The sequence below is a fragment of the Pseudomonas sp. genome (assembly GCF_050739775.1).
In the GTDB taxonomy this organism is placed as follows: domain Bacteria; phylum Pseudomonadota; class Gammaproteobacteria; order Pseudomonadales; family Pseudomonadaceae; genus Aquipseudomonas.
This window is the reverse complement of the sequence record NZ_JBOICA010000006.1, coordinates 83,250-95,875: the sequence shown is the minus strand read 5'-3', so window position 1 is coordinate 95,875 and position 12,626 is coordinate 83,250. Positions and strand designations below refer to the sequence as shown.

Annotated in this window: 9 protein-coding genes; 2 read left to right on the top strand and 7 right to left on the bottom strand. The window is 60.0% G+C overall.

Features of this window, described 5'->3' with window-relative positions; translation table 11 throughout:
- Nucleotides 1-5 precede the first annotated feature (5 nt).
- Nucleotides 6-2,813 (top strand): glycosyltransferase family 2 protein, encoded by a 2,808-nt coding sequence (locus ACRESH_RS05270; RefSeq protein WP_431740969.1) that lies wholly within the window; start codon nucleotides 6-8, stop codon nucleotides 2,811-2,813.
- Nucleotides 2,814-2,875: 62 nt separating this feature from the next.
- On the opposite strand, the gene ACRESH_RS05265 is transcribed toward ACRESH_RS05270, so the two are convergent.
- The 7 genes from ACRESH_RS05265 to ACRESH_RS05235 all read right to left on the bottom strand — a co-directional run bounded on the left by ACRESH_RS05265 (nucleotide 2,876) and on the right by ACRESH_RS05235 (nucleotide 11,335).
- A complete protein-coding gene (locus tag ACRESH_RS05265; protein WP_431740968.1) occupies nucleotides 2,876-6,406 on the bottom strand; it encodes a glycosyltransferase family 2 protein in 3,531 nt (1,176 codons plus the stop codon).
- Nucleotides 6,403-7,155 carry a class I SAM-dependent methyltransferase gene (locus ACRESH_RS05260; protein ID WP_431740967.1) on the bottom strand — a complete coding sequence of 251 codons (753 nt, stop codon included), beginning with the start codon at nucleotides 7,153-7,155 and terminating at the stop codon, nucleotides 6,403-6,405. Before ACRESH_RS05260 ends, ACRESH_RS05265 begins: the two co-directional genes overlap by 4 nt.
- A 4-nt stretch (nucleotides 7,156-7,159) precedes the next feature.
- Nucleotides 7,160-7,939 carry a phytanoyl-CoA dioxygenase family protein gene (locus ACRESH_RS05255; protein WP_431740966.1) on the bottom strand — a complete coding sequence of 260 codons (780 nt, stop codon included), beginning with the start codon at nucleotides 7,937-7,939 and terminating at the stop codon, nucleotides 7,160-7,162.
- The gene (locus ACRESH_RS05250; protein WP_431740965.1) at nucleotides 7,932-8,492 is read right to left on the bottom strand and encodes a GNAT family N-acetyltransferase; all 561 of its coding nucleotides are present in this window, start codon (nucleotides 8,490-8,492) and stop codon (nucleotides 7,932-7,934) included. Before ACRESH_RS05250 ends, ACRESH_RS05255 begins: the two co-directional genes overlap by 8 nt.
- Complete coding sequence (locus ACRESH_RS05245; RefSeq protein ID WP_431740964.1) at nucleotides 8,489-9,469, bottom strand: hypothetical protein; 981 nt, start codon at nucleotides 9,467-9,469, stop codon at nucleotides 8,489-8,491. Before ACRESH_RS05245 ends, ACRESH_RS05250 begins: the two co-directional genes overlap by 4 nt.
- The gene (locus ACRESH_RS05240; protein WP_431740963.1) at nucleotides 9,462-10,154 is read right to left on the bottom strand and encodes a WbqC family protein; all 693 of its coding nucleotides are present in this window, start codon (nucleotides 10,152-10,154) and stop codon (nucleotides 9,462-9,464) included. The genes ACRESH_RS05245 and ACRESH_RS05240 overlap by 8 nt, the downstream gene beginning before the upstream one ends.
- Before the next feature lie 62 nt (nucleotides 10,155-10,216).
- Nucleotides 10,217-11,335: a DegT/DnrJ/EryC1/StrS family aminotransferase gene (locus tag ACRESH_RS05235; RefSeq protein WP_431740962.1), complete on the bottom strand. Its 1,119-nt coding sequence runs from the start codon at nucleotides 11,333-11,335 to the stop codon at nucleotides 10,217-10,219.
- Nucleotides 11,336-11,687: 352 nt separating this feature from the next.
- On the opposite strand from ACRESH_RS05235, the gene ACRESH_RS05230 reads away from it, so the two are divergent.
- The gene (locus tag ACRESH_RS05230) at nucleotides 11,688-12,617 is read left to right on the top strand and encodes a ketoacyl-ACP synthase III (RefSeq protein ID WP_431740961.1); all 930 of its coding nucleotides are present in this window, start codon (nucleotides 11,688-11,690) and stop codon (nucleotides 12,615-12,617) included.
- Nucleotides 12,618-12,626: the final 9 nt, after the last annotated feature.

The window sequence follows — 12,626 nt, the reverse complement described above, 5'->3', positions numbered from 1 at the left end:
CGCTAATGGGCGAAAAAGCTATCGAGGCGGCGGCATTGCTGGATGATCTCACTGTCATCCTGCTGGGGCGGGACGAACCTGGCTACGCTGGGCGTGCGGCTCATTACTATCGGGCGCGATTTGGTCGCTACGCCACTGTCGAGGCATCGATGCAAGGGGCCACTGCCCATGCCTGGCAGGCGCAGTTGCTGGCGACGCTGGACCAGGTGGACACGCCTTTTACAGTACTGACACTGGACTGCGATTTTCTCCTGGTGGATGCGGCCGTTGCAGCCGTGCAGGCGCTACGTGTTGCTCCGCAGTACCTGATGGCTCAGGGGTATACCCTCGGTTATCGTCCTGGTAACAGTGACGTCGGTTACTACAAGATCGGCTCGGCGCTCCCTGGCAGCGCCAGTGCCAACAGTGGCCGTGAGCGCATCCAGCTACATGGCGAGCATGGTTTGCACGCCTGGCGAGCCGTGGTTCGGGTTGAGGCATTGAAGGCCGTGGTGCGTGACGCGCCCCTGGACCTGCCGTTCGAAGGCTGGAGCGTGGCTGTTTCCTACGGGCTGTTGGCCCAGGGAGCGGTCAAGGTTCTGGCGCAGACTGGCGTCATCGCCGAGCACTCTGCGCAGCGCGGCTCGCAGGTCATGCACGAAGAGCAACTGAATCGCGCCATCAGTCTGCTCCGTCAGTGGGATGCCGAGCATGGGCAGCTGTGCGCTGACGCCAAGGGGTTCGACGCGCTCAGCGCTTTCGTGCGTAAAACCCACGACAGTCATGATGCTCCCTTGTTGTTCCGCTCGCACTGGGCCAAGGTTTCGGTCGAGCCGGAGCGTACCTTTGAACCGCGTCAGTTCGTCGAGATGCCCTACTACAACGCCGCCCTGTTCGGGCAGTTGCGTGCGCTGGAGTTCCTTGTTCACGGCTGGCCAGCCGGGCGGGTCCACAGTTCAGCGTTGGAGGGTGTCTGGGTACGCCAGCAGGCGTTGATGGCGGTTCACCCCAACGACACCGTGGATAGTCTCAAAGAGCGCTACTGGCAAGCGTTCGCGCTGGGCTTGTTCAATCGCCAGGTTTGCCAGCGTCTGGTTGACACGCTGAACGGCAAGGATGATTTGGTATTGGCCGAGGAGCTGAGGTTCTGGCTTGAGCAACTCAATGACTTGCAGGGTTCCGATATCCAGCCACTGCTGGAGGCCACGCCGTCTGGCAAGGTGATCGCAGCTATTGCCGCTGCGACGCCGGATAGCGCTGCGCGCCAGCGCGTTCTAGCCCACCTGGCGAAAAAGCGTTCGCCGCAGATTGCGTTCCTGGTTGTCGACCTGGACAACAGCGACAGTGCCCTGCAGGCTACCTTCGACAGTCTGCTGGCCAGCGGCCTGCGTGACTTCAAGATCGTGGTGTTGAAGGTGGGCGAACTGCCGGCGATCACCACGGCCAAAGATACGCTGCACTTTATCAAAGTGACGCCGGGCAATCTGATCGCTCACCTCAACCAGGTCAGCCGACAGCTGTCCAGCGACTGGCTGATGCTCCTGCAGGCTGGCGATATGCTGACCACCGGTGGATTGTTGCGTCTGCAGGTGGAGCTCGGTGGGGCCGAAGCTTGCCAGGCGATCTGCGCCAACGAAGTGCAGCGTGACAGCGAAGGTCGACTGCTCAGCGTGGTCCGTCCGGGTTGCAACCTGGACCTGCTGCGCAATCGCCCCGATCTGATGTCCAGGCATTGGTTGGTACGCCGCGAGACGCTGCTCGAGTTGGGCGGTTACAGCGAGACCTGTGCCCAGGCGTTGGAGTTCGATCTGCTACTCAGGCTGAGCGAGCAGCACGGTATTGCCGGGATGGCACATCTGGATGAATACCTGGTCGTCGGCCAGCAAGCCCCTGAGACAATGGGCGCCGATGCGCTGAGTACGCTCAAGCGTCATCTGACCACCCTCGGGTATCGTGGTCAGGTCAATGTGGCGGAGGATGGCGCATTCCAGATCGACTTCCGCCATCCGGCGACGCCGCAAGTCAGCGTACTGCTGCCCGCCGGTGAGGATCTTGCACAGCTTCAGGCGTGCCTGGCCAGCATTGTCCAGCGCACGCGTTACACCCATTACGAAGTGCTTGTAGTCAGTGACACGGCCAACGCCGAGTCGGTTGCCGCCCGGATCGCCAGTATTCAGGGGCTGGGCGGGCGGATCAGATTGCTGTCCTGCGAGCAGGGCCTGACTGGCGCCGAGATGATCAACCAGGCCGCGCTACAAGCGCGAGGTGAATATCTGCTGTTGATGTCCGCCCGCAGCCAGGTGGTGTCACCGGCCTGGATTGAAGCCTTGCTCAACCAGGCGTTGCGGCCTGAGGTCGGGGTGGTCGGCGTGCAGATGTATGGTCGTGACGACATGATTACCCATGCCGGTTACGAGTTGCTCGCCAGTCAGCAGGTTCGCGGTTCGTGGTTGGGGGTGTCGCGTCACGCTGCCGAGTCGGTCCCGGGGCTGGCGGCGGTGCGCAGTTGCCAGGCAGTCTCAGGGGAATGCCTGATGGTGCGCAAGGAGCTGTTTGAGCATTGCGCGGGCCTGGAGGCAATTGCCGGTGCCGATGTCGACCTGTGCCTGAAAGCGGCCGAAGCAGGCCTGCTGGTGGTCTGGACGCCGATGGCGCAGATGCTCAACGCGGGCATAGCGATGCTGGAGGAGGCGCAAGTACAGGCGCTTGTCGTGCGTTGGCCGGCGGCATTCACCACCCGCTCGCACGTTGACCGGTGCCATGGTGTGGATGTTTCCAGACTGCCAGCGGCGGGTAAACCAGTTGAGTTGGAGTGGTTGGCCGAGGTGAACTGAAGATTCAATGCAATAGAAAAAGCCGGGTAAGAACCCGGCTTTTTCATGGGCGTTGGTTTACCTCAAGCGGGTAGCCAGGCATTGCGCCAGGTGAGCATGTGCGCGGCGTCAAGCATGCCTCGCTCGAATACTTGCTGACGCAATTCAATGCCTTGCCGGCGTGACATTTCGGGATCGTCCAGGTGCTGGTGAAGGGCTTTTAGCCAGTCATCTTCATTATTGCCTGCCCGCGTGACACTGTAGTCGCCGTGGAAAGCCGCGACATCACTGCAGATCACGGTATAACCACAGGCGCCCAACTGCAGCAATTGCAGGGCGCTGCGGCACTGGTCGAAAATGCTGTTGCCGAGCACCGCCAAGGCAATATCCAGGTTCAGGCTGGCCAGCACCGCCGGCTTGGTCTGCAGGTCGCCTTCGTGAAGCTCGCGGGCGAAGGGTCGCAAGGATGCTGGCACGTCGCCCCAGAGTACCCAGTCCACTTGTTCGGCCAACTGCCTGATCAGTCCTTCAAGCAGGTGTTGGCTATCTGCCTGGCGGTGCTCGAAGGCACAACCAATGCGCGGCTTGCCGGCCAGTCGCACAGGCTGCGGCAGATGCCGCCATTGTTCGCCAAGACGCGTCTCGACCACGCGGATGTCCCGGTGCAGCCCCTCCAGGGTATCGGCTAGCCTCTGGGTTGGAACAATGATCCGATCGACATGGCTAGCGGCTTGGCGCAATGCGTCCCAGCCCAGTTGTTCATCGCTTGCTTCCAGCCCTGCCAGCGCCGGCACGAAACAATCCACCTCGAGCACCTTGAAGGCCGCGGAGAATTGCTGCACCTGTTGCATCTGGTTCAGGCGCTGCAGGTCGGTGAGGCGTTGGAACACCACCACATCCGGCTGGAAGCGTTCAAGCGCTACAGGGCTCAACACCCTGCTGCTCAGGCAGCCATCGATCAGGCCGGCGCTACGCATCAGTTCAAAGGGTTCCAGCACGCGCTCCCTGGCAGCATCTGCGGCCTGCAGCGGATGGGCCAGCACCACCGGCAGCGGGCGCCAGGACAGCGGTTTCCAGGTCAGCCCATGAACGGCTTCGAATTCGAAGCCATTACCCTGCAACGACAGGTTCTTGTTGTAGGCCGGATCATTGGCCAGTACTGACAGCCATTTGCAATAGGCCTGTTGTTGGTCGAGGGCGAAGCGCTGTCTGTTCTGCGGGTTTTTCTGGGCTTCAGCCCAGCTCGCGCCACCTTCGTGCAGCATGACTGCATGGGGGGTCCAGACATTCAGGTAGCCAAGGTTGGCGACCTTCAGGCACAAGTCCAGGTCATTGCAGGTCACCTGGAACAGTTCCGCGTCCATACCGCCCGCTTCATGATAGAGCGCTGTGCCGATCATCAGGCATGCGGCGCTGGCCGCGCTGATGTTCTGGTCGACCTGCAAGCGTTGCAGGTAACCACTGGCATTGGCCGGTTGATCGATGAAAGGGCTGCCTGCCGGTCCGTGCAGGCCGCTGATCAGGCCGGCGTGCTGGATGGTAGCTGCAGGGCTGATCAGCTTGGCACCCACCACGCCGACCTCGGGACGCTGGGCATGGTTGAGCAACTGCTCCAGCCAGTCTTCGCGCAGCACCGCGGTCTCGTTGTTGAGCAACACCAGGTATTCGCCGCGTGCCTGGCTGGCGGCCAGATTGTTGATGGCACTGGCATTGAAAGGGTGGGGATAGTGGATCACCCTCAGCTTCTCGCCTCCGATCGAGGCCATCTCGTTGAGCCAGGCCAGGGTTTGCGGCGACTGGCTGTCGTTATCGACGAGGATTATCTCGAAGTGGGGGTAGCTGGTTTTCGCCAGCAGGCTTTCCACGCAGCGTTGCAGCAGTGGCAATTGATCGCGGCTGGGAATCAGGATCGACACCAGTGGCTGTTGCTCATGGCCGTACTTGATGTGGTAGTGCCGAGGTGGCTCCTGCAATACCTCGGCGTTGTCATAGCCGCGGTTGCCGAGGTGACGCAGCAGGGCCCTGTGCTCGTCCGGGTTGTCCGCGAGCGTCGGCGTGTTGCTCACCACCAGTGGTTCGTCCAGGTGAGCGATGCCGCTCATGCCTGCGACTTCAATCAGTCGCAGGATCAGGTCCAGCTCCAGCGCCTGGGGAAGCTGTGGGTCATATCCACCCACCTGCAACGCCAGTTCCCGGCGTACCAACCAGTGGCTGGCCATCGCCAGCGGCAGGCTGAGCAGATAGTCGAGGTTGGCGCATGGACGCAGCACCGCGCTCGGCCCGTCCGCTGAGCGGAGCATGCCGTCGCAATAGAGCATCCTGCAGCCATCGGCGCTGGCTAGCTCGAGGTCGAGCATCAGCGTACCGGCCGGCAGCATTTCATCGCCAGCGGTGAGTAGCATGAACCACTCATTATCGTCAGCCTGAAGGATCTCGTTCAGCTCAATTGCGCCTGGCTCGCAGGTCAGCCAGAGCAGGCTGCCACTCAGGCTGGCAGGCCCCGGGCTTGTACTCAGGATCACGGTACGCAAGCGAATGGACGACGCCGATTGCCACAGCGCCAGGCTTTCGAGGGTGTCGCTCAAGGCGGCGGCATCACCGAGCGGGTCACGCACCAGCAGGGTCAGGCTGGCCTGTCCGTGCAACTGCTGGCGGCGCTGATCGACCAACTGTTGCTGGATGGGGGTCAGCACGCGATGCTGCAACCATTCCTTGAGCGACGGTATCCGGTTGTCGACGATGTGCTGGCTTGCCGCCTGTTGGGTTATTTCCAGAAAGCGCTCCAGCTGGGGCCAGAACGCTCTTTCTATATCCAGCCAGCGCATGCGTGCCTGCATGACTGTCGCACGGGCACGCTCCAGGCCACCGGGCTCGTCATAGAGCGCCGAACCGGCGTCGCCGAACTGTTCAGTGAAAGGCTGTGTCTTGACGTGGCCGCCGGGCATGTAGATGACCGGGCAGCCGCAGAGCATCGCTTCGGTGCAGGTCGCCGAAATCTCGTAGCTGTACAGTGTTTCTGCGCTGCGAAAGATCTGCGCCAGCTCGGCCAGGGTTTTCGGATTGGCCAGGCTCAGGACTTCGATATCGTCAGGCAGCAGCGAATAGTCGACCTTTGCCCTGTCGATGCGATTCAGATAGAGGTAGTTGCCGCTACGCTGTACGGGTTCGAGGGGCGGCGAGAACAGTTCTGAGTCGATGACCGGCAGCAAGAGCAAGTTGGTGCTCTTGCCGTCACCGCGAAAGTCCTGGGTGTAGTAGAAGAAAAGGTCCGACTCCTGTGCATCGATTGCCCGGCCTGTGAGGAAGCCCTCGCGGTTGAGGATGTAGCGAGCAACGATGGGGGCCGCGAACGGGTTGGCGTCGACTACTTCGGGGTAAACCGCGATAGGGGCCAGGCCGATCGCTTGATGGTGCCGGCGAACTTCATCGGTCAGGATCGGGGTACGCAGATTCGGGTTGACCTGGCAGTTCGAGAGATAGGCTTCGTAGCCAGCCAGGTTGAGGGCGTGGCAAAGGTAGTGCAGGACACAGATACCCGAAGATGTTTCCCGATAGTCTGGGCCGAAGATGTAATAGGGGTGGCGTGGCTTGCCATGCAGGGACGGGGTGATCATGGCTTGGCCTTGTGGCTGGCGGGGTGCTCGCAAACGACGTAGACGCTGGCGCACAGGTCGGGGTAGACCATGCCAAGCGCGTGGCAGGCATCCATGAAACGGTCGTCGATCAATTGGCTTTCCAGGGCCTTGTCCAGCTGGAAGTTGGCCAATGGCTTGAAGAACACACCACCACGCTGAGCGACCTTCCAGCCCGCGCTGCGGACTTCCTGCTCAAGGGTGTCAAGGCTATAGGTCACCCGATGACCGTGCAGGCGCTCGCCTTCGGTCACCGCGCTGTTGTGTTCGATCAGTCCCATCTTCACTGCAATCTGGCGTGATGGCGCATTGGCGTTTGGCACGGCGATGAACAGCCGGCCACCTGGAGCAAGCCATGTGCGCACCCGTTCAAGCACTGCCTTGCGATCATCCAGATGCTCCAGGGTGTGGATCAGGAAAATGTTGGAAAACCGCGGTTCGAGTTCGGCCTCTTCGAAGGTGCTGCAGACGAATTTGACGCCGGCGCCGACCTTGTTGCGGGTGACGTCGATGAGGTCGCTGGCTGCTTCGATTACCGTCAGGTCGGAAAAACGCTCGGCGAACAGCGCTGTGAACGCACCCTCGAAACAGCCCATCTCCAAGGTTGCGCCCTCAGCCAGCCAGGGGCCGAAGCTATCGAGCATGTAGCGGCGCAGGCGTGCGTCAAAATCGTAGAAGTAGCTGCGATGAGCGTTGTCCTGAAATTCTTTGTTGTAGTCGCGTGTCGACATGACGTTATCCCTGGTTTTTCCGGTAGAAGCGCTGCTCTTCAGGCTGATACCACTCGTGGAGGGTCGAGGGGGTACGGGCGTACCACCCCAGCAGTTGTTGCACCGCAGGTGCCTGCGAACGGCAGAAGTCCTCGCCCAGTGCGCGGCAGTAGTCGAACTGCGGTTTGAAACAGCTGCGGGTGAAGGTCAGGGTCAGGCAACGGCGTGACAGTGCGGTGTTGTTGATGCCCGCGGCATGCCAGATGCGTGAGTCGAACAGGTAGATCGAGCCGGCACTACCCAACGCCTTGCGGGCCAATGATTCGAAAACATGCTCGTCGGGCTTGTGCGAGGCAGTGTGCGACCCGGGCAAAAACAAAGTGGCGCCGTTGTCTACAGTGAAATCGTCCAGCAGCACCAGGGCCTGGGCCATCTGCATCGACTCGGCAGACCAGGAACGCACATCCCGATGCACATTGCGCACATAAGCATTGGTGCTGTTCAGGTTGTTCAGACCGCCGAAGGAGTTGAGGATCGGAACGCCACCGAGCATGTGTTGCAGGGTTTCGATAATCCCCCACTGCGAGAAACGGTCGAGCAGGGCTACGAAGTGGCTCTCTGGTGTCAGGATGTGGTGGGCTGTCTGCTCGGTGCGTTGAGTGATGCCGTTTTCCAGCTGAACGCGGCGACAGGTTTCAATCGCGCTGGCCAGGTCTTCGCGCAATGCTGCAAGCAGCGGCTGGTCGATCAGGTCGTGCATGCAGGCATAACCGTTGGCCTGCAGTTCTTGCCAGAGATTATTCATGACTGTGCGCTCGGGCAGCCTGCCAGGCGCGGTACTCCTCGGCGGTTACACCGAGCAGGATACGGTCCCAGCGCTGGCCCTTACGGTAGTACCACTGACGCTGCACGCCTTCGATGAGCCAGGGCGTCTTGCGCGTATAGGTGGCCAGGGACGCAGCGTTGTACTCGATGATCGTGGTCGACAAGCGGCTCAGGCCTAATTCGTCAAAGGCATAGCGCATCACCGTGGCGATCACGTCTGTGCCGTAACCCTTGCCCCGCAGGGTGCTGTCGCCAATCATCATGCCGTGTTCGGCCGTGCGGTTTTTCCAGTCGATGTCGACCAGGTTCGCTGTGCCGATCAGGCCCTGTCCCGGAACTTCGATGCCGAAGCGCTGGTTCAGGCGGTCGCTTTTCAAACCCAGTAACCACTCCCGTTGCGCTTCACGGGAGGTCGGGAAATGCCAGCCGCCGAGCAAGCTCCATAACGCTTCATCATTGGACCATTGGTGCAGCAGTGGCAGGTCCTCAAGATCCAGTGCCCTGAGCAGTATGCGTTGACCTCGAATGCTCATGATGTCCTCATGTGTTGAAGGATGGTGTCGGCAAGGCGATCCATATCATCGACGCTGTATCGCTGGTCGATGGGTAGCGGTAGCAAGCACTGAGCCCAGCTTCTTTCTATGGCTGGCGTCGCAGCAGCCTGGAGTACTTCATGCCAGTAACAGGGCACGAAAATCGAGTGTTCCAGCAGGTGCGCGCGCAAACGGGCAGTGGCTTCGGCGCAGGCAAGCAGTAGCGGATAGCAAAGGCCAGCGACTGGCCGGGATGGCCAGGCCGTGAAGAGATTGTGTTCGTCCAGGCGCTGGCGCAAGTGCGCCAGATTGCTCGTTCGTTGTTGCGCGATCCACGCATAGTCGATGCTGTCCAGCAGTCGCGCGGTACTGGCGGACATCGCTTTCACGCCCTCTTGCTGCAGGGTCTGTTCGCAGCTCTGGAACGCGGCGTAGTGTTGCTGTGGAGCATCTTCCAGGCGACCGAGCAACGCAGCAAAACGCCCCTGGGAGTAGCTGGGCGCAGCGGTTGGCAAATTGCTCGGTGCATTGACCAGCCAGCCACCATCGGCAACGCCGACGAATTTTCGCGGCGAGTAGAGTGTCGCAGTCGCGGGTAATGGCTCGCTGAACAGCGCCTGCGAGTTGTCGACGATCAACTGGTGTTTGTAGTGTGGAGCAAGCACTTCGCGGATGTAGTCGCTCTTCAGGCCGAAATAATCGACGTAAAGCAGTGCTTCATCAGGATTCAATGTCGGCAGGCTCTGCAACTGCAGTTCATCGGACAGGCCATAACGCAGCTGTTCGATGTTGGTTCCATTCAGTGCTTCCTGCATGACATTACAGAGGTAGTGAGGAAGATGGACCTTGCTCACTCTGCGTGCTACCAGTAGAGCCCTGAAGGCGGAACGGGCCGAATTGAAACCCAGGGCTTGCGGATAAGGATTCTGGCCCTTGCGCAACTCCAGCTCGAAGTAGCCGCCGATAGCGTCAGGCACTTACGATTTCTCCGCGTTTGGCCCAGGCCCCCACCGTCTCTGGCTCGTTGAACATCAGCGCATCGAGAATTGAAAGGCCGGCAGCGAAGGGGTGATTGCCAGGTCCTTGCCGGTAGCCCGGCAGCGTCGCACTGAGCAGTTCAAGGGTAATGCCGGCCTGCTGGAATGCTTCGGCCTGGTAGAGGTGTCCGCCATTGATGGGGTTCAGGTAATGGCTGGCGCCGCAGGCGCGTACCACCTCCAGTACCCGCTCCTGAGCCTTGCTGTCGGTGCCGATAGACAGATCACTGGCGCGAGTGATGGGGGTCTGCAGGCCGATAAGGGCGCAGCAGGCCCTGAGTATGCGCTCGTTGAGTTCGGCAATACTGGACGCCGGCTCGGCAAGCAGCGCTTCCAGCCAGCTCAGCAGTGGCTGAACATGGGGGGCTTTGCGATAGGCAAAGCCCAGTTTGTTGAGGATTTCACCGGGATCGAACTGCTCGGCGATACGCCTGTCCATGATCTGCTGCTGATGGCTGCCCTTGCTCAGTGAGACCCGAAACCACTTTGCCTCGCCGTCGAGCAGGTAGCGGTTGCGCTCGATCCAGCCGTTCTTGATGAACTGCACGTTGTCGTAGAGGACGAAGCAATCGGCAGCGGCAATCAGTTGAAAGTATCCCAGGTACGGCAACAAGTACGGTTGCATGAGTGCAATCCGCTTGTGCTTTTCGCCTACGGGATGAATGCTGGCAGAGGTGCTGAGCAGGTTCATGCCGCTCGGGCTCCGAGCAGTACCTCGATGATTTTCGCCTGGGTTTGCGCTTCCAGGTCCGGGTAAATTGGCAGGCACAGCACCTGGCGCGATACTTGATGGGCATGAGCCAACTGGCCAAGGTCTGAACTGGGCAGCCCGCGGTACATCGGAAACTCACAGATCAGCGGATAAAAATAGCGGCGCACCAGGATATCCTGGGCGCGATAGCGCTCATACAGCTCATCGCGACTGAGGCCGAATCGCTCGCCGTCGACCAGGATAGGGCAATAGGCGTAGTTCCAATCCAGTCCTTCAGGTTGTTGGAGGATACTGATGCCATCCAGCCCCTCCAAGGCACTGCGGTAGCGTTCGTAGACCAGGCGACGGCGCTCGAGGGCATTGTCGATATGGCGAAGTTGCAGTACGCCGAAGGCGGCCTGTATTTCGTTCATCTTGCCGTTGATGCCAGTGGCCATGATCGTCACTTCGTCGGTAAAGCCGAAGTTCTTCAGGAAGTCGATGCGCCGCTTGAGCTTCTCGTCCTGGCAGACAATGGCCCCGCCTTCAAAGGTATTGAACACCTTGGTGGCATGGAAACTGAGGATCGAAAGGTCGCCATTGTTGAGGATGCTGGTGCCGTTCTGGCGCACGCCAAAGGCGTGTGCGGCGTCGTAGATGACTTTCAGGCCGTAGGTGTCAGCGACTTCCTGGATGCCCTCGACATCGCAGGGAATGCCATAGCAATGCACCGGCAGGATGGCCGTGGTCGCCGGAGTGATGGCTTCAATGATGCGTTGCGGATCCAGGTTGTTGGTCCGCGGGTCGATGTCGACGAACACCGGTTTGAGATTGTTCCACAGCAACGAATGGGCTGTGGCCACGAACGAGTAGGGCGTGGTGATGACTTCACCGGTAATTCGCAGCGCCTGCAGTGCGGTTACCAGTGCCAGCGTGCCGTTGGAAAACAGCGAGATATGCTTGACGCCCAGGTATTCGGCCAACTCCTGCTCCAGTTGCTCATGGAAGGGGCCGGCATTGGTCAGCCGCTTGCTTTCCCAGATTTTTTCCAGGTAAGGGATGAACTCTTCCAGGGATGGCAGTAACGGGCTGGTGACGGTGATGGGGTTGGCCATGGAAGCACTGCTCGTGATGACTGAATAATGGCACTCGGTGCGAGGAGGGCGCCGTGTAGTAATGTCAGGTGCGATGTCGGCGGCGTTTTCGTCATGAAACCGACGGCTTGGATGTCATCCAGCAAAAAACTGGCCAACTCTTTTTCTGCCGGAATTAATCCCGTGAGCCGAGCGAGGCCCACAGCAGACCTGCTGAGTAATCGGTGCATAACAGTGACTTGGCAGTCGAATCGTGCATCATTAGTCTATTGAGTCGTCGGGCGGTACTGGGGGGTAGGGTTGCGCAGGCTCGCAATCCTTGAAACCAGGTCCCAGTGCCCGGGAAAATCCGCATTTCTATCGGGAAGCCACAATGATTGGCATCAAAAGCATCGCGAGTTACGTACCAGTCGAGGGTGTGGACAACTACGCCCAAGGTGCGAAGTTCGCCAAGGACCAAGAGTTCATTCTCGGCAAGATCGGTTCGACGTTCTTGCCTCGCAAGGATGCGGCCCAGGAAACTTCCGACTTGTGTGTCGAAGCGGTCAAGGCTCTGTTCGCTGCCAATCCGAACCTGTCTCCAGCATCCATCGACGCGCTGATCGTGGTCACTCAGAACGGTGATGAGGAAGGCTTGCCGCATACAGCTGCCATTGTTCAGGACAAACTCGGCCTGCCGACTCACGTCGCGGCTTTCGACATTTCCCTGGGGTGCTCCGGTTATGTCTATGGCATTTACGCCATGAAGGGGTTCATGGAGGCAGCAGGTCTGAAAAATGGCCTGCTTATCACCGCCGACCCTTATTCGAAGATCGTTGACCCTGAAGACCGCAACACCACTATGTTGTTTGGTGACGCTGCCACTGTGACCTGGATGGGCGAGGACGCCTCCTGGCAGTTGGGTAAAGCCAAGTTCGGTACCGACGGTGGCGGTGCTCCACATTTGAAGGTCAGTGATGGCGTGTTCTTTATGAACGGTCGCCAGGTGTTCAACTTCGCCTTGCTTAAGGTGCCCGCGCACCTGCATGAGCTGTTGGGCGAAAGCGGGCTGGTCGCTGACGACATCGATCTGTTCTGCATTCATCAGGGGAGCGCGGCAATCGTCGATGCGGTGGCTCGCCGTTTCGAGGATGACCCGGATAAGTTCGTCAAGGATATGGTTGAGACCGGTAATACCGTGTCCTCGAGCATTCCGTTGCTGCTGGAAAAGCATGTGCTTGGCTCCAGTCACAAGCGTGTTGCCCTCAGCGGCTTCGGTGTCGGCTTGTCCTGGGGGTCGGCGATCATCGAACGTGCCGATTGAGCGCGCCGC